Source organism: Alicyclobacillus kakegawensis NBRC 103104, assembly GCF_001552655.1.
Taxonomy (GTDB): domain Bacteria; phylum Bacillota; class Bacilli; order Alicyclobacillales; family Alicyclobacillaceae; genus Alicyclobacillus_G; species Alicyclobacillus_G kakegawensis.
The window spans coordinates 20,608-40,749 of sequence record NZ_BCRP01000002.1 but is presented as its reverse complement, the minus strand read 5'-3'; the positions used below and the strand labels follow the sequence as shown (position 1 = coordinate 40,749).

15 protein-coding genes are annotated in these 20,142 nt (G+C 53.1%); 1 reads left to right on the top strand and 14 read right to left on the bottom strand.

Annotated elements, in window-relative coordinates; genetic code table 11:
• Nucleotide 1: 1 nt before the first annotated feature.
• The 5 genes from AK2_RS01760 to AK2_RS01740 all read right to left on the bottom strand — a co-directional run bounded on the left by AK2_RS01760 (nt 2) and on the right by AK2_RS01740 (nt 4,437).
• Nucleotides 2–835, bottom strand: a complete 834-nt coding sequence (locus AK2_RS01760) for an FAD binding domain-containing protein (RefSeq protein WP_067930687.1) — start codon at nt 833–835, stop codon at nt 2–4.
• Nucleotides 832–1,629 carry a VWA domain-containing protein gene (locus AK2_RS01755; protein WP_281180605.1) on the bottom strand — a complete coding sequence of 266 codons (798 nt, stop codon included), beginning with the start codon at nt 1,627–1,629 and terminating at the stop codon, nt 832–834. Before AK2_RS01755 ends, AK2_RS01760 begins: the two co-directional genes overlap by 4 nt.
• 105 nt (nt 1,630–1,734) lie before the next feature.
• Nucleotides 1,735–2,568, bottom strand: a complete 834-nt coding sequence (locus AK2_RS01750) for an AAA family ATPase (protein ID WP_245632720.1) — start codon at nt 2,566–2,568, stop codon at nt 1,735–1,737.
• 45 nt (nt 2,569–2,613) lie between these two features.
• Nucleotides 2,614–3,063 carry an SRPBCC family protein gene (locus AK2_RS01745; protein WP_067930680.1) on the bottom strand — a complete coding sequence of 150 codons (450 nt, stop codon included), beginning with the start codon at nt 3,061–3,063 and terminating at the stop codon, nt 2,614–2,616.
• A gap of 168 nt (nt 3,064–3,231) precedes the next feature.
• Nucleotides 3,232–4,437, bottom strand: a complete 1,206-nt coding sequence (locus AK2_RS01740; RefSeq protein WP_169794713.1) for an MFS transporter — start codon at nt 4,435–4,437, stop codon at nt 3,232–3,234.
• Nucleotides 4,438–4,531: 94 nt separating this feature from the next.
• On the opposite strand from AK2_RS01740, the gene pabB reads away from it, so the two are divergent.
• Nucleotides 4,532–6,415 carry an aminodeoxychorismate synthase component I gene (gene pabB / locus AK2_RS01735; protein WP_083520745.1) on the top strand — a complete coding sequence of 628 codons (1,884 nt, stop codon included), beginning with the start codon at nt 4,532–4,534 and terminating at the stop codon, nt 6,413–6,415.
• Between the two features lie 41 nt (nt 6,416–6,456).
• Here the strand turns inward: pabB and AK2_RS01730 are convergent, their stop codons facing one another.
• The 9 genes from AK2_RS01730 to AK2_RS01690 all read right to left on the bottom strand — a co-directional run bounded on the left by AK2_RS01730 (nt 6,457) and on the right by AK2_RS01690 (nt 20,001).
• Nucleotides 6,457–7,035: a manganese catalase family protein gene (locus AK2_RS01730; RefSeq protein WP_067930669.1), complete on the bottom strand. Its 579-nt coding sequence runs from the start codon at nt 7,033–7,035 to the stop codon at nt 6,457–6,459.
• 370 nt (nt 7,036–7,405) lie between these two features.
• Nucleotides 7,406–7,654, bottom strand: coding sequence for a hypothetical protein (locus AK2_RS01725; RefSeq protein ID WP_067930666.1), 249 nt, complete (start codon nt 7,652–7,654; stop codon nt 7,406–7,408).
• Between the two features lie 723 nt (nt 7,655–8,377).
• Nucleotides 8,378–9,901 (bottom strand): hypothetical protein, encoded by a 1,524-nt coding sequence (locus AK2_RS16760; protein WP_157076183.1) that lies wholly within the window; start codon nt 9,899–9,901, stop codon nt 8,378–8,380.
• Between the two features lie 505 nt (nt 9,902–10,406).
• On the bottom strand, nt 10,407–13,619 hold the full coding sequence (locus AK2_RS01715) for a type I restriction endonuclease subunit R (protein ID WP_067930660.1): 3,213 nt from the start codon (nt 13,617–13,619) through the stop codon (nt 10,407–10,409).
• The gene (locus AK2_RS01710) at nt 13,616–14,812 is read right to left on the bottom strand and encodes a restriction endonuclease subunit S (RefSeq protein ID WP_169794712.1); all 1,197 of its coding nucleotides are present in this window, start codon (nt 14,810–14,812) and stop codon (nt 13,616–13,618) included. Before AK2_RS01710 ends, AK2_RS01715 begins: the two co-directional genes overlap by 4 nt.
• A complete protein-coding gene (locus AK2_RS01705) occupies nt 14,805–16,937 on the bottom strand; it encodes a class I SAM-dependent DNA methyltransferase (protein ID WP_067930655.1) in 2,133 nt (710 codons plus the stop codon). Before AK2_RS01705 ends, AK2_RS01710 begins: the two co-directional genes overlap by 8 nt.
• A 165-nt stretch (nt 16,938–17,102) precedes the next feature.
• Nucleotides 17,103–18,851: an ABC-three component system protein gene (locus tag AK2_RS01700; RefSeq protein ID WP_067930652.1), complete on the bottom strand. Its 1,749-nt coding sequence runs from the start codon at nt 18,849–18,851 to the stop codon at nt 17,103–17,105.
• The gene (locus AK2_RS17045; protein ID WP_067930650.1) at nt 18,848–19,093 is read right to left on the bottom strand and encodes an ABC-three component system middle component 6; all 246 of its coding nucleotides are present in this window, start codon (nt 19,091–19,093) and stop codon (nt 18,848–18,850) included. Before AK2_RS17045 ends, AK2_RS01700 begins: the two co-directional genes overlap by 4 nt.
• On the bottom strand, nt 19,093–20,001 hold the full coding sequence (locus AK2_RS01690; RefSeq protein ID WP_157076182.1) for an ABC-three component system protein: 909 nt from the start codon (nt 19,999–20,001) through the stop codon (nt 19,093–19,095). The genes AK2_RS17045 and AK2_RS01690 overlap by 1 nt, the downstream gene beginning before the upstream one ends.
• Nucleotides 20,002–20,142 lie beyond the last annotated feature (141 nt).

The window sequence follows — 20,142 nt, the reverse complement described above, 5'->3', positions numbered from 1 at the left end:
CTCAATTCCCCCTCCCGCTCGCTGTCGCACGCTGGTACGCCTGCTCCGCCGCCGCTGCAGCGAGTTGACGCCGATAGCGCGCCTCCACCTCGTCTTCCGGCCCGTCCATCTCGGCCAGAGCGGCCGCAAACTGCCGCTCCCGCGAAGAGGCATCCGGGGACAGCTCCATCTCCTGACGATCCGGCCGCCCCCCGACGCCAAACCAGGTCACGGCGCCCGCATGGCCCGTTTCGGCGACCTCCACGAACGCTCCGGCCAGCGCAAAGTCCCCGGGGCGCCTGGCATGCTCCGCAAAACCGTAGCGGACACCGCTAGGAAGTGGCAGCTCGACCGCGGTCAGGAGCTCGTCCGGCGCGATGTCGGTCATCAAATAACCATAGAAGAACGCGTCCGCGTCCACCCTCCGCTCCCCGCGGGCGCTGGTCAGCACCAGCACGCCCCGGTGCGCCACCATGGCCGCCGGCAGTTCGGCGGCCGGGTCTGCGTGGACAAGGGAACCGCCGATAGTGCCGCGGGTGCGAATCGCCCAGTGACCAATCTCTGCCGCTGCTGCGGCGAGGGCCGGGAAATGTTTCACGACCAAAGGATGGGCCAGCAGCTCCTGATGCCGCACCAACGCACCGATGCGCAGCACCTTGCCGTCTGCCTCCACCGCCGCCAGCTCGCGCAAACCGTTGATGTCCACCAGCGTCTTCGGGCGGCTGAGGCGAAAGTTCATCAGCGGCACCAGGCTCTGCCCGCCGGCAATCACTTTCGCCTCCTCTTCCTGGGCCAAGATGTGCAATGCTTCGGCAACGGAATTTGGGCGATAGTAGGAAAACGAGACCGGTTTCATGACATCCCTTCCTCATCGCTTTCGTCTGTGAATCCACTGCGCGAACCCGCATCCCACGTCAGACGCAGCAGCGCTGCGGCAGAGTGGCCGGGGGCCATGCGGTCGATGAACGGCCGCGCCGCCAACAGCGCACGGGTCCGCGGCGCAAATCCAGGTGTCCCCAACCATGGATGCACCCACAGAATGCGGCAGCCGCGGCGGCGGATGGACTGAAGCGCCTTCGCCAATACCGCCGGATCGCCGGCGTCCCAACCGTCGCTGACAACCACCACGGTGGTCTGCGGCGTCAGCCAGCGGCGGCCTCGGCCTTCCACCCATTCCGCGAGCACCTCGCCCAGCCGGGTGCCCCCGCGCCACACCTGCTGCAGGCGCTCGAGCCCGCGCTTGGTCTGCGGATAGGGTTGGCGAAACAGGGCCGTCGCGTCCACTAGGCGATTGGCGAACAAGAACACCCCGACCTGGGGCAAATCGCGCGCCAATGCGTACAGCCACGGCGCGTACAGGGGGATGAACTCCGCCATCGATCCGGACACATCCCACAACACGGCCACGCGCCCGGGTCGGGTAAACCGTCGGCCGGGAGCCACATGGAGACTCATGCGGCCGAGCCTCGCCCACAGCCGCACGGTGCGCCGCCAATCGACCCCGCTGTCGGGCCGCATCTGCCACGGGCGGCGGCTCGGTTGCAACGGCATCCCGGCCGCCCGCAGCGGCCGCTCAGCCCACGCAGGCAGGCGGGCTGGCAGAGAATCGACGGTTCCCCCTACTCCCCGGCTCGCGCTGCCGCCACCCAATTGGATAAACTTAGGCGGCCGTGAGGCTCCGAGGGACGCATCCGGCGCCGATGCGGGCGCGGACGCGGCGCGGGTGGCATACCCGGGCTGAAACCGCGGTGCCCTTCAAGTGTCCGGCTCCACCAGTTGCGCCAAGCGGGCGCGCACCGTATCCAGATCCAGGCTGTCCTTGATCACGCAGCCGAGCGTGCGTTGCACCCAGGAGGTCGTCCACTCTCCACCCACCGCCAGATACGCGCGCCCCCAGTCCAGCGTCTCGGCCAGTCCCGGGGGCTTCTGCAGGTCCCACGTGCGCATCGCCTGCACCAAACGGACCATGGAGTCCGCGACATCCTCCGCCAAATCCGGAACGTGGAGCTTCAGCACGGCCCGTTCCTGCTCGTAGGTGGGCCAATCAAAGCTGTGGTACAGACAGCGGCGGCGCAGCGCGTCGCTGAGCAGCCGGGTGCGGTTGGAGGTGACAACGACCACAGGCTCCACCACCGCGGACACCGTCCGCCACTCCGGGACCGTGACTTGGAAATCGGCCAGGAACTCCAGCAACAGGGCCTCGAACCCCTCATCTGCCCGGTCCACTTCATCTATCAGCAACACGGCACCGGTGCTCGACAATAACGCCTTGACCAGTGGCCGCGGCAACAGGTACGACTCGCTAAACACGTCGGCATCCCGGTGTTTTGTGAGGTCCGCGAGCTGCTTGTGGTAGTTCCAGTCATACAAGGCGTGCGCGGCGTCCAGCCCCTCGTAGCACTGCAGGCGCACCAGTTCACGCCCCAAGGACTCCGCCAGCGCTACCGCCAGCGACGTCTTGCCCACCCCCGCCGGTCCTTCCAGCAACAGCGGCCGCTTGAGCGCGACCGCCAGTTCGACGATGGTGGCCAGTTCACTGCTGGCGATGTAGCCCACACGCTGCAATGGTTCCTGCATCCCCGTCCGCAACTAAGCATCCCTCCAGCTTGCGACACCCAGCCGGCAACGGCGTACTCACGTCAGCGAGCGCTTGGCTTCCTTGACCACGCCGTTGAAAAACTGCCCAATCAGGAATTTGGCAACCCCGGCCAGAACGCGTTGGCCCACACCGGCTACCGTGCCCCCGACCTTGGCCTCTCCCTCGTACACCACCTCTGAACCGCCCGTCTCGGTGGCCGCCATGGAGACGACTACATCGGCATCCATGAACCCCATCGGCCCCTCGCCATGAACGACCAGCCGGTACCGGTCGCCCGGCTCCACATCCAAAAGCTCCAGCGTTCCTTGATAAGAGCCCTTGATGCCCGCTACCCCCACCTCCATCGTCGCTTCATACAAGGAGTCGCTCTTCTTCTCCAGTGATTTCACGCCCGGCATCGCCCGTGAAATGACCTCTGGGTCGACCAACAGTTCATAGGTCCGGAGCGGATCTGTCGGAAACGCCTTGCTTCCGGCAATCTTCATCGCGATTCTCCTCTTCTCGCAGGATTTGTCACGACTGTTGGATAACGCCGACTTGTGCAACAACTCTCCTTAAACCATTCTACATCTGGGACATAAAACCCTGCTGATCACGATATGATCGGCGCAGCATGCAAAACGCCTGGGACAGGCGGAGGGTGCGTCCCTGGTTCAGCCCGCACCAGCGCTGGTGGAAGTGGCTTTCCGCAGCTTCGCCGACGGAATCCAGAGCAGACACAGAGCGCCCCCGGCCAAACTGACGCAGGCGGTAAACCAGAACACGCCGGACAGCCCCAGCAGGCCGCCCAGCCACCCGGAAACAAAGGGTCCTGCACACATGCCGACGGAATAAATGGCCTGAAAGAATCCCATCGCCGTGGCCCGCATGCTGGGGCTGACTGAGCGAATCGACAGGCCCATCAAAATCGGAACCAGGAGCCCTTGCGCAAACCCGTTGACCGCCTGCGTCAACATCAGCACCGGCAGGTTGTGCACGACAGGCACGCACGCGGTCGCCAAGGCGGCAACCGAAAATCCGCCAAACAAGGTGAGACGGTCGCCGATGCCCCGCGCCAGGTACGCCCCGCCCACATACCCGGCAATGGCGTTGGGAAGGGTGGTGACCAGTGTCAAAATCGACAGGTCCGCCTTGTCGGCGCCCACCTGCACGGCCGCCAAACTGGTGAATCCGTACATGGTGGTGAACGTCACGCTCTGGCCAAACACGGCGAGCAGCGAGACCGACAACAGAGGCCAACTGCGTCCCAACCGCAGCAGTTCCCTGGTTGTCACTGGACTTCGCGAAGCCTGCACCGTCTCCCGAATGCACAGGGCCAACAAAAGGCCCAGTGCGCCGCCGGCCGCTCCCACCCAGAACGGGGCATGCCAGCCATAGTCCTCCGCCAAAAACCCGCCCAGGGTCGTCGCCGCCATCTGGCCGATGCTGGTGTAAAAGCTAATCAGTCCCATCGCGCGCTGGGCATCCTCCGGCGCGAAAGAACTGGCGAAAAAGACCGTAAACGCCACCCAGCTGGCGGCCGCGACGCCCGCCAAGGCTCGCCATCCCAACGCGGACCAGGGGTCGCTGGTCAGGGCGAAACCGAGACTCGACGCCGCCGAACAGGCGACCCCGGAGACGATGAACAACTTACGCCGCCCTAGGCGGTCCGACCCAATACCCAGCGGCACCCGCAGCAACATCTGGGTAAACCCGTAACTTCCAATGACCACGCCGACGAAGAAGTACGATCCGCCGATGGCCCGAATGTACGGCGACAGAATCGGCACGTATGTATACATCGAAAACCAATAGAGCATAGTGACCGCATAAAACAGCACGTGGGCCGTCCGGCCCCCACCCCGCAGGCTCAACGACATCTGGACAACGCGCTCCTTTTGCTGCAGAATCTCGCTAGTGCCGAGGTTCTGACTGAATTCCTCATACACCCTGCTGAGAAAGGCTGGATACAAGATGAGCATGCGACCTGTGGCGTACACAGAGCCATGGTTATACTTCGCGTTTCGCGAAAACCCAGACGGAACAGCGAACACGCAGCCGCTCGTCTTCACGCAACCGGAAGACATCATCACGGCTGCCACCGTGCCTGAGGTTCTGCCCGCCTTAGCCCGCGTGAAGGCAGCCTGTGAGGACGGCTGTTATGCCGCCGGGTACATCGCTTATGAAGCGTCCCCCGCCTTTGACCCGGCGCTGTCCACTCATCCACCAGTGGCCGGCCTGCCGCTGGTCTGGTTCGGGATCTTTCGCCATCCCACAAAATCGAAAACCGCCTCTTCCCCGGTGTGCCTCGCACCTCCCGTGACGGGTGCGCCGGATTCGGTGACACACAGGCCAGGGGAGAACCCTGATTGGCTCCCCGCGCAACCCTCGTTCACCCCTGAAGCGTGGCTGCCCAATGTGTCGAAAGCGGATTACCAGAAGGCGATTCGCGCCATCAAAGAAGCCATCGGCAAGGGCGAAACCTATCAGGTCAATTATACCTTCCGCATGAAATCCCAGTTGCGCACGAGCCCGTGGTCGTGGTTTACCCGCTGCACGCAGGGGCCGACTCCGCCGTTTGCCGCCTGTCTGGACCTGGGGCGTTGGGGCATCGTGTCGCTGTCGCCGGAATTGTTCTTTCGCACTGACGGCCTCTATGTACTCACCCGCCCGATGAAAGGAACGCACAAGCGCGGTCGCTATCCCCGGGAAGACGAACAACACATCGCATGGCTCCGGACGTCGGAGAAAAACCGGGCCGAAAACGTGATGATTGTCGACCTGCTGCGCAACGACCTGGGCCGTATCGCCGAACCGGGGACGGTCCGCGTGGAGTCGCTGTTCGATGTGGAAGTCTATCCGACCGCTTTGCAGATGACCTCGACGATTTCCGCCCGCCTGCGCCAGGGATACACGTGGCTCGACGCACTCGCCGCGCTGTTTCCTTGCGGATCGGTCACAGGAGCGCCCAAACCGCGGACGGCGCACATCATCACCAAGCTGGAGACAGAGCCGCGCGGCGTGTACTGCGGCGCCATTGGCTACGTGACACCCCAAGGACAAGCCATCTTCAGTGTGGCTATCCGTACCCTGCTGCTGGACCGATGGACCCACACCGCGGTCTACGGCACCGGCGGCGGAATCACCTGGGACTCTACCCCTGAAGGCGAATTCAGCGAGGCGCTGGTCAAAACGCAAGCGGCGCTCCAACCCGCTCCCGCCTTTGAATTGCTGGAAACCATGCGTTTGCAGCATGGCCGCTGGCACCTGCTGGAGGAACACGTCGAACGCCTCTTGGATTCGGCCCGCTACTTTCAGTTTACCATCGACGAGCAAAACCTTCGCCGCACACTCGACCGGGTTGCGGCCGAGCATAGCGAAGGATGCTGGCGGGTGCGGCTGTCGGCCGCCTGCGACGGCCGCCTGACCGTCCACACCACACCACTGGCTGACGCCGAGACCGCCGAGAGCGCGGAGGCGAAGCCCATCCGGTTGGCCAAATCGCCCATCGACAGCAGCAATCCGTTTCTATTTCACAAGACCACCCACCGCGCGGTCTATGACTCCCATCGGGCCGCTGCGGGCGATGTGTTCGACGTCTTGTTGTGGAATGAGCGCAAGGAGGCCACCGAGTTCACCATCGGCAACCTGGTGGCCCAATACAATGGACAGCTGTATACGCCGCCGTGCGCCTGCGGACTCCTCAACGGCACGCTGCGTCGCCGGCTCATCCAAGAAGGCAAGCTGCAAGAGCGGCGTATCCACGTGGACGAGCTGGCGGCCGCCGAGCGGTTGTGGCTCATCAACAGCGTCCGCGGTTTCGTGCCGGTTGCACTGGTGCCCGCGTCCAATCCGTAGGCGACCACCTGTGGAGGCGCCTTCGCGTGGGCCAGGAGGCCTTAAAACACCTTTTTCTCGCCCTCGTGGTCTTTGAGGATCTCCACCGCCTCGCGGAACCGTTGCGAGTGGATAACCTCGCGCTCGCGCAGGAACCGGAGGCTGTCCTGCAGATCGACGTCATCCGTCAGGTCAATCAGCCACTGATACGTGGCCCGCGCCTTCTCCTCGGCCGCGATGTCCTCGTACAGGTCGGCAATCGGATCGCCTTTGGCTTGAATGTAGGTGACCGTGAACGGATGTCCGGCCGCGTTGTGGTAGTGGAGGGCATAGCTGTGGTCCGCGTAGTGTTCGCCCAATCCCGCCTCCCGCAGCTGCTCCGGGGTGGCATCCTTGGTCAGTTTGTATACCATCGTCGCAATCATTTCCAGATGGGCGAACTCTTCCGTACCGATATCGGTCAACAGGCCTATCACCTTGTCGGGGATGGTGTATCGCTGGTTGAGGTAGCGGAGGGCCGCCGCCAGTTCCCCATCGGCGCCGCCGTACTGCTCAATCAGGTATTTGGCCAAGCGTGGGTCGCACTTGGACACCTTGACCGGGTATTGCAGTTTCTTTTCATAAAAACTCGGATCATGTATCCATCACGATAAGCCCTTGCGTTAGAGGGTGCTCTGGGGCATTTATGATCCAGTGTACCCGGAAAGAAGCATGAATGCTGACGTCTGTGGATTTGATGGATAACTCTTCGAGTTACCCACAATCTCCACAGGCGCGACACAGGGGAAGCCGCTTCGCTCCTCCCCTCTGGCCTACGGCCATTCACCCCTCCCACTCCTCCTTCTACGGACAAGGGACCGGGTTAGATTTTTACATGGGTTTACCATTTTTCATACCTTACCGGACAATTCGGGCGCAACAAGGCATTGACTAGTCGAACACGAGAATTTCGATCCACGAATAACAACAAAAGGAGAGGATTGGAGGCTGAGCTGACTTTGGGTCAGCCGATTAGGGGATTTCCTGATCAGCTTTCACTTTTGGCGATTCCTTCAATACATCCGATCTGAACGCAACCTCCAATGCTGCCAGCCACAACACAGCAGGTCCGCTACGTTCCGCAACCGACCGCGCCCATACTTCCTCTCTTTCACTTTCGGGGAGTAAGACGAGAGAATCGGGAGAGACAAAAACACGGCACCCAGGAATTTCGAACTTCTCGACACGAACCCATTGTTGCTGTTCGGTTTCCTGTGCCATATTTATCGCCCCCCTTCCCCAAAACTTATGTCAACACCGCTTGACCACTTGCCCGGTTATTGTTTACCACTCAGATATCCGCTGAAATAAAAAATGGACACGCCATTCCTGGGAATCAGGAAAATGGCATGTCCATTTTCAAACGCTATTAACTTGATTCGATTATAGCACACTTTCACTTGATTGTTCGTACCACGTTAAATGTCAAAGATGTAAAACCACGATTATGCGATTCCTCGAGAGCATTCTTGTTAAGCAAGCATTATTCCGCCCCACGTCCTTTTGTGACTTAGGGCAGACGTGGTTTAGGAATTCCTCTCCGGGCGTGTCGCCGGATGACGAAGAATGCCGTTTTCCCTTATTTGACGCGGAGTTTTAAGTATTGGTGTATTACCTCATACCGGCGATTATCGGTCGTTTGCTAACGGTCCGTTAGCATTTCTGTTAGCAGTAATGCTTTAGCCCTCAATCGATAGATGGAGTGTTTTACTTGCCAGGCGTTCGTTCATCCCGATTAGCGGAGCACCTAATTGTACAGAATTGCCCACTTGCGTGAAAAATCCGCGACACGCGCACGCCATGTCTCACGAAGTTCGGCTAACTGTTGCTTCGTGAACGTCGTCCCTCTCAAAAGGCTCTGGGAGTATCATCGGACAAACCGCCATCCGGCACTAGGTGCGGTCTATTTGACGCTTACCCTGAAGGGGCATTATCTTTGATTCGTCAAGCCCGACGCACCAGTTCCTTTTTAAGTTGCCCGTCTCCCAAGGGGCCACCCATCGGTTCCAACAAGTCTCGTTTAGGAAAGCCATACGTAGAATAATCAACGTACTGGCCGGAATACCTTAGCAACTTCAAGAAAACACGGTGAAACAACGTTTGATAGGCACGGGTGACGACGGCTACATAGTGCCAGTCATCACCCGTCAAGTGGCCATGAGCCATACTGTTCCGTTCCCTGATCGCAACCTGTTCAACGTCCCCAATAGGAAGTCCTATTTCTTCGAAGAAGACAGTGAACTGTTCATTCACTCCCATTTGGTTCGTTCCCGCAATTTTTCTGAGAATAATTTCTCGGGCTGATACGTCGCTTAGTGCCTGATCGATTTTTTCTACACCTTCAGCAATCAGCTCTTGAAATTCCTTGTATGGAACATATACACCATGAGATTTACTCTTTGTAGACCTGAACCAAGCTTTCATTAAGCATTCAAGGGCCGATGACAGGATCGGAAGGTTTGTACCTAGTGGCGTTCCATTTGCGATCCAATACCGCCAGAGAGCGTCTCTGAGCGAGAACGAGTCCCGTAACCTGAGATATTCCGCAGTCAAACTTCGTAACGTATCATCTACAAGGTTAAGCTCATCATGTTGACCTTTATGTATTGGTGAAAGATCAGGTCGAAGACAAGTTGCCTTAATATTGTCTCCCCATGGGGATATAGCATTTTGTTGCATTTGCTGTCCGAGTTGGTCAAAAGTCGAAGATCCCACATGTAGCAAATGCCTTCCCAGAATAAATCCGACAATCTCGGATATGGCCTCTCGAGTTTCTACCTGCGGTATCGGCCCGAGTTGAGGAAAATATGAGATGAATAGATTATTTGACCATGATGGTCCGTACGATTTTGGTACACGCCCAATGATAAATGTGACGTCACCCGATTGAATTAGGGAATGATCGTACATGGACCCTGAGAATTCACAACTTCCCTTGAATATTTGAGGAATTCCCAACCCGTCAAGGGAACTAAACTCTCGTTCAAATGTTTCTTTGTACTTTCTCCGTGAACTAGAAGTAAAGAGAAATGCATTGCGAGGACCATTTATGTACCAATCGCTAATCCATCCTAGTTCGTAGTCCGTATCAACTTGCATATCAAAACCAGCAGTGATAAGCAGTTGGGCTTTGTATATGGTTGCCGAGGTGGTCGGATTAAAATTCAACGTACTGCTTCCTTCCACAGCTCCCGACAATGAATAACGATATACACTGTGGTTTACAGAGGATAAAGTCCACGTTGTTACGTTGGTTCCTGCTGGAACTTTTCTTCTTTGTTCACGCCTATATTCGACGTCTCGGTGATCAACTCCAGTAATTTCAAGATCGGCAGCGATTTTGTATTCATCGTCACGGTATACATTGCACTTTGCCTGATTGCCAGTCGGAAGCTGCTCAGGTATTTCGCACTCAAAGGTAACTGGATTTTGTAACATTTCCCACTCTATTCTCGCAAGGTACGCCATTCATGTCACTCCTTCTCGGAGTATAGCTCCCTTCCGCCCCCAAGCGCTAACCCAATTGACGTTCCAGTTCCTTCAATCCTGCCTACTTCCGTTACCCGCACAGTTCGTCCTTGACGAACACCACTCTTCTACGTCAATGAGCTAGATAGAACTTATCCGTTCAGAGAGAGAAGGGATTCCTTAATAGGAGAATACGATACCACTGGAAATTATGTTTCTACGCGAGTTTTCAAAAGAGTCGGTACTACGATATCAATTCGAATAGCTAGTGCCCTTTCAGGTAACGTCATTATGGTTTTCTAGAGGTTGATGCACTGCGGTGCTATCTCACTACTCCCAGGTGGCGCATTTCAAAAACGCGAACCATGTTACCAGAAGGGGCACTGGGGCTATTGAATAAACCTGACTGGCGAGCCTACAGTTGCCCGCGACTTCTATTAAACGTCCCCCTTACTGTAGGCTGTATCAACTAACCGCGGTTGGACTGTAGATCTTCAAACCAATTCTAAGCACCCGCATACACCGGCGAAGGCACCGTGGGATATGCCCAAAACACGTGCCGAAACACCAAATCAGTCTTCTCATCAACGTCTTCATCTGTATAGCTATCCACTGGAAGCCCCGTAGATTCGCTGTATAAAAAGTCCCGAATTGCCACCCTTACTGCATCTCGGGTCGATTCCTTGTCGCGCCAGTGATCAATCTTCAACTTCTCTTCCTTCAGAATTCGGAGAAGTTCCACAGCCACCTGCTTGATCCGCTTCACTTCCTTGGCCGACAAGTCGGGTTTTGTAAGCAGATCGAATATAGCCAAGCTCTCCTCATCCAAACCTTCACGCATGGCCCGAGATTCTTCTTCATTTAAACTCTTAGCCAATTCTAGCAACGCCTCGAAGGTCTTCTCGATCGTAAGCCTGTCTTTCTCGCGATTGTACTCCTCCACAATCTCCTCGTAATGCTTCTGAAAATCCGTCCGCAACGGATTTTGCATGAGCAGACGCCGGAGCCGTTTTTCGATCACGCTCTTCAAATTCTGCACGGTCGTGTTCTTAGCAGAACTGCGCTCAAATTCCTTGCGTAATCGTTCAAAATCAATTTTGGAGATATCGTATGGTGTAGTCGACTCCCCAACCCTCTCGTTCGTAGTCGTGATCGCCTGATCAACAACCCCGTGTAACTTTTGAATGATATCCGAGATGTCCGCCAAGTCCCGATCTTCCTGTAAACTGCGATATACTATGTTAATAGCTTCATACTCTTGCCGGTACTCGTTGACACCGGAAACATTCAGACAGGCCTTGAATTTCTTGAAGACCTCCCGACACATCACTTCAAAGCGTTTTCGCGTCTCGTCGTTCTGATTGGCCACTTCCTTGGCTGCCAGAATGGCAGCATTACGTGCGAATCCAGTTTGATGAATGATATCGTCCAGGGGCGCATTGCCCTCATGTAAGAACGACCGAACTAAAGCAATTGACTCCACTAAATCTGCCAGCAGTTCTTCGTCAGGCTTAGCGGGATCGCGCCCATCCTCGCCAGATCCTCCAGGACCTTCGTCACCCCGGCCCGCATAGGTCGCCAAAGCAGCACGCAAATTCTTCAGAATTCCACAGTAGTCCACAATCAGTCCATTGTTCTTTCCCTCGTTTTTTCGATTGGCGCGAGCAATGGTCTGCATTAGTGTGTGAGCTTTCAGTGGTTTATCCAGATACAGCGTGGACAGGCTCGGCACATCGAACCCCGTCAACCACATGGCGCAAACAATCGCCACCCGGAATGGATGTGATTCCTTCTTGAACGCCGACTCAATGTCCAACCGCTTCTGATCGTCCGTTTCAAATCCGTTTTTAATAAGCTGGCGATGGGGCTTGATGTCCAGCCTCCATTTGCGGAATTTCTCGATCTCACCCTGTTCCTCGCTTACTACAACCGCCATTTGCGTGTCCTTCATCCAGTTGATTTGGCGTTGTCGGTAGATGACTTCCTGCGGATCGTGAACCTTGGACAAGTTCGATTCCAATTCAGCAATCCTTCTCTGCCAAGCGTCTTGAATCAGATTGTACATCCGAACGCAGGTAATCTTATCAATGCAAACAAACATCGCCTTACCGGTTTCCCACGCATTCGAGTAGTGAATCGCGAAATCTTCTGCAATCTGTCTCAGGCGCTTCTCGGCAGTGATGATGTGGTAGTCCCGGCGCAGTTCGCGTTCCAGCCGTTCCTCTACATTGATATCGTCCGTTTCAAATTCCTCAAGCTTCTCTGCGATCCGCTCGTTCAAATCATTGGTCGCAACACCTAACTTGTCGCCTCGCGCATCGTAGTAAAGCGGGACGGTGGCCTCATCCTCGACGGCCCGCTGAAAATCATAGGTCGATATGTAGTCTCCGAACATTTGCTTGGTTCGCTCATCACCTTGAAAAAGCGGAGTACCCGTGAATCCAATCAGGCTTGCGTTTGGAAGTGCGTTGCGCATGTTTAGATTTAACAATCCGTACTGAGTGCGATGAGCTTCATCCGAGATGATAATGATGTCATCACGAAGAGAGTAACCGATGTTCGGATCGACGGTTTGATTGAACTTTTGAATCAGCGTGAATATGTAGCTTTTATGCTCGCTGAGCAGTTGACGTAAATCGTCACCACTGGATGCCCTGCATGGGTCCTTTTCGTGATTGACAAGTCCACATCCGGCAAAAGTTTTGTAAATTTGCGTGTCCAAATCATCGCGATCTGTGACGATCAAGAACGTGAAGTTCCCACCAATCTTGCGATGCACCTTGCGCGCGAAAAAGACCATAGAGTAGCTTTTTCCAGAACCCTGTGTGTGCCAAAACACACCGAGTTTGCCCAACCGTTCTTGGCGATTTCGGACAGACTCAATGGCACGATTCACGCCGAGGAATTGGTGGTTCTGTGCAAGAATCTTGACCGTCTGTCCGGAAGAATCGTCGAACAAAATGAAGTTTTCAAAGAGATCCATGAAATTTCGTTTGTCACAAATGCCTTTGAGTAAAGTCTCCATATCAACGACACCAGCATCGCTCTCGTCCAGGCGTTTCCAATCGTAAAAATGCTCATATTGGCTGGAGAGCGTCCCCACCTTGGCGCGAATACCGTTACCAAGCACAATGAATGCGTTGTGGTGGAAGATGTGCGGAATGGTGTCCTTGTAGTCGGACAAATTCTCCTCGTAGGCGTGGCGAAGATCTTTATGCACATTCTTCAGTTCCATGAAAAGAAGCGGGATGCCGTTGACAAATCCGACGATGTCCGCCCGCCTATGATAGATGTCTCCGTAAATCCACAGTTCACGAACGCAGAGAAAGTGATTTTGAAGCGGATCGTCAAAATCAAACACACGCAATCGTTCCTGCTTCAATTCCCCATGCGCGTTACGATAGGATACTTGAATGCCATCCTTCAGGAGTGCATATTTTTCGCGATTCGTCGCCAGTGTGGACTGACTTGCGCTGTATTCCACGATATCGCGAACGGCATCTTCGTATGCGGAGTTCGGTAGACCAGGGTTCAGACGCTCCAAACTTGCCCTGAGATAACGGGTGAGCACAACTTCTCTTCGGGAATTGCGACCAAGCAGGCTATTCGGGCCAAAATCCTCATGATTATACGCATAGACAGACTCCCAACCGAGGGAATCCTGCAGGTATTGTGCGGTAGTCTGTTGGACAAGATTGTCTTCGGTCATCCGGCTCATATAGCAATCTCTCCGTTCATCAGACGGGGGAGTAAGAGGTCACGGGCAAGCTTGAGCTTTTGATTCTGTGTCGACAAGTTTTCAATTTGTCTTAACAATGGCTCAACGTATGACGTAAAGGCATTAACAAGCCAGTCGTTTGGAACTGCAAAAGGAATGAGCTTGAATGTATCGCGAACAATTGCATCGAACACCGAACCCGAGGCTCTGCTCTTAAATTGCTGTACCCCATGCACAAGTGCAAAGTACAGAAAGTATTGATTAAGAGGTGAACGCGCAACCAGAGCATAGCATGATTGATTCATTGCCATGGGGACTTGTGCTAGGTTGATCTTACCAACCGTGCCTCGAGCAGTGATAAACACCGTATCCTTTGGATATAATTTACTGTTACAATTTCGAAGCCCCTCCTCTGTGAGCTTTTTCTCTGTCTCGTACACATACACGCTATCCGAAGAGTCCTTTGGCGTATAAAACGGGATATCCCCTTCCCAATACTCGGGTACAGATGTTTTTGGAGTTCCACCACTTAGAATCTCCATCGCTTCGTATGCAGTGGTTTTAATCCACCCCTCCGGTACGCCATCAACAATCTTCACATGCTCATGGCCGGGAAACCGAAAATGCACGAACCACTCCTTGTACAACAGTCGTGCTGCCCGTTCGAGCAGTTCGATCCGGCGACGGTTGTTTTCGATGAGATCATCGTAGGCCGACAAGATGGAACCAATTCTCCGTTGGGTGTCCAATTCCGGCAAATACATCAACGGCAACTTTCGTATGTCTTTCATGTTTACATGTTTGGCTGTAGCGCCCGTCTCTGCTGATAAAAGCAAGGCCTGATGGACTGGTGAAAGGAGCAAATAACAAAGAAAATCCGGGTCTACGATTTCAGAGTTGGGACGCAGATGAACTGTTCTCTGGCCGAGACACACCGTCTGTCCATCTTTTATAATGGCAACATTACCAGCAGGGGCTTCTCTGGCAAGAATGAGATCATTCGGTTCTGGTACTGCACGCTGTGTCCAAATACGATACGTTTCCTCGGAAACGTAATACACATCATCGAGCACTAAGCGCCCTCTACCAACGTTAGGGGTTCTGATTAACGGAAACCCTTCTGGCTGTGTAGGTGCGGTACTATGCAGGCAATCTACGATGAACTCACATACATCATTTAGTGTTTTAGGCACGTGAGGTTGCCCCCAATTGCTCAAAATTACGCTGGATCTTGGTTCCTAATTCGATAGCCTCAGTATTTAGCCCTTCCAACTCCATATGAATTTCCCGCAATGCTTCCTCAAAATCAAAATCCTCGTCCTGTTCCTCGGGCGCAACGCCGACATAGCGACCAGGCGTCAGGCTCCAGTCGTTGTCTTTGATTTCTTCCTGGTCAACCGTCTTAACCAATCCAGGCACGTCGCGGTATTGCCCATCGGGGAATCGCTCCAACAGCCATTCAGCCTGGCGATAATAGTAGCGCACGAGTTTCAACTGTTCTACCGCTTCCTGTCGGCAAGACTCTACCGCCTTTTTCGCACGGTTGATCTCAGTGTGTGACCACAAACTACTTTCCTTTGCTCCAAATCCCTTCTCACACACGTCGATCAGACGGTTGACCAACTTGTTCACGTGTTCTGCCTGTTTCACGAGATCACGGCTTTGGTGAGCCAGTTCGGACATATGCTTTTCGACTTCTTTCAAAGCAGGCAAATCGAATTTCTTGTCACTCCACAGCCCGTCCTTTTTAATCAACAAGTCGAAGAAGCGAGTTACATCCTCGGAAAATGTCGCAAGAGTGGAATCGAACTCGCTTCGGGTTTCCGCAAGAACGGGACCATCGCTGACAAGATCGGACGATACAAACGGATCGATCCGCTCGCGCAACTCATGAAGAGCAGATATGTAGCCCCGTAGTAAGTCGGTTTCTTTGCCATCCTGGTCAAGGTAAAAATAGCATCGTCTCGCTTCCTCCGAGGTTCTGTGCAGATAGCTCTTCAGTAATTCAACAAACCGTTGATTTTCCCCACGATAGAGCCACACAATCGCAAGAAGGTTCTGCAACTGCTCTGGACTGAAATCATATATTTTCCGGGTCACCTTGCGATAGATGTTACGGGCGTCAATCATGAGCACCTTATCACGGTACTCGATCGGCTTTGCACGATTGAGAAACCAAAGTTCGCACGGTACAGTCCGAGTGTAAAAAAAGTTTGAGCGGATCGCGATCATGATGTCGACATCGCCGGTTTCGATGAGTTTACGGCGAACCTCCGCTTCATCCCGTCCGGCGCTTGATGCCTGTGAGGACATGACGAACCCGGCGCGACCGTGATCGTTCAGATAGCTGTAGAAATAGCTAATCCAGAGGTAATTTCCGTTTGACACCTTGCCACTTTTGTTCACGCCCGGTAAGCCAAAGGGCAGGCGTGGATCATTCTTCACCTTTTCGGCATCCACTTCATCCACATTGAACGGCGGATTGGCCATTACATAGTCTGCTTTGCCAAGTAGGTTATGCGGATCTTCATAGTAGGTAATAGCTTTCTGGATATCCCCTTCAAGCCCGTGTACCGCCAGATTCATCTTTGCTAACCGAATGGTCGTCGGATTTTTCTCCAATCCGTAAAACGTGAGTCGTTCGGTTGGGTTGGCGTGTAGGCGCTCCACGAAATGAGCGCTTTGTACGAACATGCCACCGGAGCCGCAAGCGGGATCCAGCACGATGCCTTTTTCAGGTTCCAACACATTTGCGATGAGGGAGACAAGGGACACAGGGGTAAAAAACTCACCACCGTCGTGCGCCTTCTGATCCGCGAACTGCGTAAGAAAATATTCGTAGATGCGACCAAAAATGTCTCCGGACGCCCGTTTCAACGCTTCCGGGTTGAGCGTGCGAAGCAGTTGACCGAGCACTTCGTTGTCCAGTTCCTGATATTCTGACTTAGGAAGAACCCCGCGTAAAGATTCGTAGTCCGCTTCGATAGACTCCATGGCGTCAATAATGGCACGAGCGCGATCATCACTGTCCTTCAGAGACACCAGGTAATCAAATTGCGCGATTTCACGCAAAAAGATGGCACCCTTTTGGGAGAAGTCTTCTTTTGACAATGCTCTGGTACGTCCGCCCCGTGTGGGAAGAGAGGCAAGGATTTCATCGCGTACGGCAAGAAATCGGCTATAGGCATGCCGCAGAAAGATTAAGCCCATAACGGGTAGAAAGTACTCATTGCTGGCGTAATTTGAATTGGCCCTTAGCGTATCTGCTGCACGCCACAAACGCTTTTCAATGGCTTCGATGTTTTCAAGTTGGGACAATGCAAGCTACCTCCATGTCTATCTGAACAACGGATAACGTCATATAAAATATAGCAAACGGCCCACTTATCGTTCATGTATGTCGCCAATTATCGAGGTCTTGTCCCGTTCCAGCGTCTCTGACCTTAAATCCAGCTCTTAACTCCCATAGCTCACGTAGTTATTTCAAAAACGAATACCGAATAATCCTCCATCGTCCGACGCGTCGGTAAGTCGTAACGGCAGTTCATAATCCAAGAGATCAAAACCTGGAGGGAACTCTTTAGGTAAGTCATCAGAGTTCATGGTAACGATATATTGAAAGCCACACTCATCGGCCAATCGTGCTCCGATGCTTAATGCCGTCGCAATCTGTCGATCATCGACACCATCAAACAGATGACTGTCATGAATTAGGAATCCTGGACCGATCGCCCGTGCTGAACATATTTTCATCAACATCATGTCAAAACAGAATATCTGCATATTGTTTATCCCTTTGCTCTTTCCACCTTGTATCTTCACCTCGAACTGAGGCCCGTTGGAGGTTTCCACGATACTTAAGCTCCCCGCATTTTCATACAGTGCGTTCGAAATCTCTTGAAAGGTGACAATGGCATCCCTTAAAACACTTGATTCTTCCTGGTAGTCTTGTTGTAACCGAACCAGCAGTTTCCGACGCTCAATCTCCAGTTCGGTCTTCTGACCCTCTAATTGCTCGGCAGCGATAAACCGTTGGCGAATGGATTCAACTTCAGCCTCCATCTTTACAAGATGGGACTGTAAATCCATAAAATGCTCCAAAGCCCCATGCGAACTAAGTACTTTCATGATGTCGGCACGCCGCTTCGTAAAGCGTTCCATTTCTGCGTTACGTTCCGCAATACGTTGTTTAGCTGCATCGATTTCACCCTGAAGGTAGGACCTGCGATTACTCACTACAGACTGATGAAACACTCGTGCATCCTCAATTCGTTTTTTCGCAACGTCAGGAAAAATGACACCGACTTCTCTATAGAGACGTTCTAGGCTGTCAACGGGAGGAATGGGTTCATTTTGGATGGAACGTTCGAGTTCGTCAATTAGCTCTCGATCGACCGTGTTTAAATTTGAATAGTTTGCCAACTTCTGCGTCAACTCATTGGCCTCGTTTTCGAGTTCGCGGTATTCTGGAAGAATATTAAAGGTCTCAATATTTTCACGTAACCGACGAACACGCTCTTCTGCCAACGTCAATTTTGTGCGTAGATCAGCAACTGTTCCAATTACATGATGTAGCTCCCCATCTGCAGCAATCTTCCGAAGTTCCTTTAGTGCCCCTTCTTTCTGCCTCACAACCTGCCATTGCTGTGGAATAGTCCAATCTAAACCAAGCAAATAAGAAATGGACACCTGTGTATCCCAAAGTTGTTGTATTGTAGAGTGCTTTTCAGGTGTGCTAAAGCCGTTTGCACTTTGCCTACGAGCAAAATACGTAACTAAAGACCTAAAACTTGGACCGAACTTTACATTGTCGTTATTGATTGGGAGATTGAATACCAGAAGGCCCAGGATAGACTTCCAATCGGAATTAGAAAACTTCAATTCATTTTTGCTTACGCCACTCTCGCGTGGCCATAATGTGTGATTATCCGTCGTTACGTAAATATCCGATGGCCTTTGGCCAGAGCGGCTTACCTGAGTCCGTGAGCCCCTTAAATCGAAATCCATTCCATAGTAATCATGAATCAACGCATCATTTCTAAAAATAGATTGTTTATCGCAGTTTGAACCAAGAAGAAAATGGATAATTTCTACCAAACTGGACTTCCCTGCTCCATTACGAGTCTGTCTGCTCGTCGCACCTGGACTCTTTTCGGTAATTAACAGGTTAAGACCGGGATGAAACGTAAGTTCTTTGAAAGTAGTACGACTACTGAATATACGATGGATCACTTGTATTTCCTCCGAATCCGACCGTCTTCAAGATCAACTGTGTTCAAGATGTATAAAAAATCTAGCGCCAGTACGAACCAGTCATATGTTAATGGAGCACCATGAGTATAACGACCATGCACATCCTTAATTTCGTTCCACAAACGCGAAACGGTCTTCGGCTCTGTTAGTAACCCCAGTATTTCGGCACCTACACGTATCAAGGCCCGTTCTTCAGACAGCCGTTTGGTTGGCAATATCATCATACTAACTCCTCGCGTGGACGTTCATAGATATCGCAACTCTCAAACAGGTGTGCCAAGACAGCTAGCACAGCAGTCTGATGTCGTGGAGAGTTTATTTCTGAACCCCCAGCGAATACTTGCAATCTGATGAAGATTTCATCAGGATCGTAGCCACTCATTTTTAAGCGAGTGTATTCTTCACGAAATGCAGCAGCTACACGGTCACCAAGAAGCGGATCATGCCATGTATAAAAAAAGTCCTGCACTAGATGCGCGCGCGTCATGCCAGCTTTAATTAGTGTTTGAACACTTGCTGACAGCCCATTTGCCGTTAACTTTGACAGTGGAACGGGATGCATATCCTCCTCAGTTCCCTCTGAAGCCTCGCCTATTCTAACTAATATTGGCTTTAAGTCCTCGAATCCGAAGCTCATCATATCCCTCTGAGTTGGAACTGGCCCAAGAAGGGATGCTATATCAGGTTCACTCAGTGAAAACACCTTTTGCCGCAATGACTCGAATCCGAATGTAGATATCTTTATTCCCGGAAATTCCAGGCGAAGGTCAGCGAGTTTTCGAGTAATGTCTGGACTCAGCCCATCCCGGGAATTATGAACAAATATCCATTCCCGTAAATACTTTGACCAATGTTCCAATGCGCCTCGGAAATCTGTATCAATCTTGCCAATTGCGTCATCTACCTTCATCTCATTCGGAGCGTATACCTGAAAGAACTGACCAGTTTCTATGATACAACCGTCGTTCTTTCGGTCACCGTGTCGACCCCATGGACGCACACGCTCGAATGCACCTGGATGACACTTTTCCATTATGTCTGAGAAAAAATCCTGAAAGGCATTACCTTTGCGCTCCATGAAGGCGACCTTGAATGCCAGTTCATAATACGCTCGCGTAAACTCATCCATTCGAATAACCCACTCTTGTATAAGGTTGGAAACATCTATTCCTCTGTTCGACAAAGATTGAAGATCCCCTGCGAGTAACCCACCCCCAAGGAACAACATAATCCTTTCATGTTTTCCCGCGAGGTTACACCTTAAATCACT

Excerpts from the sequence above, each read along its gene's own strand:
- AK2_RS01760 (WP_067930687.1), bottom strand. The coding sequence starts at position 835 with ATGAAACCGGTCTCGTTTTCCTACTATCGCCCAAATTCCGTTGCCGAA.
- AK2_RS01745 (WP_067930680.1), bottom strand. The coding sequence starts at position 3,063 with ATGAAGATTGCCGGAAGCAAGGCGTTTCCGACAGATCCGCTCCGGACC.
- AK2_RS01740 (WP_169794713.1), bottom strand. The coding sequence starts at position 4,437 with ATGTCGTTGAGCCTGCGGGGTGGGGGCCGGACGGCCCACGTGCTGTTT.
- pabB (WP_083520745.1), top strand. The coding sequence starts at position 4,532 with ATGAGCATGCGACCTGTGGCGTACACAGAGCCATGGTTATACTTCGCG.
- AK2_RS01725 (WP_067930666.1), bottom strand. The coding sequence starts at position 7,654 with ATGGCACAGGAAACCGAACAGCAACAATGGGTTCGTGTCGAGAAGTTC.
- AK2_RS16760 (WP_157076183.1), bottom strand. The coding sequence starts at position 9,901 with ATGGCGTACCTTGCGAGAATAGAGTGGGAAATGTTACAAAATCCAGTT.
- AK2_RS01715 (WP_067930660.1), bottom strand. The coding sequence starts at position 13,619 with ATGAGCCGGATGACCGAAGACAATCTTGTCCAACAGACTACCGCACAA.
- AK2_RS17045 (WP_067930650.1), bottom strand. The coding sequence starts at position 19,093 with ATGATATTGCCAACCAAACGGCTGTCTGAAGAACGGGCCTTGATACGT.
- AK2_RS01690 (WP_157076182.1), bottom strand. The coding sequence starts at position 20,001 with ATGGATGAGTTTACGCGAGCGTATTATGAACTGGCATTCAAGGTCGCC.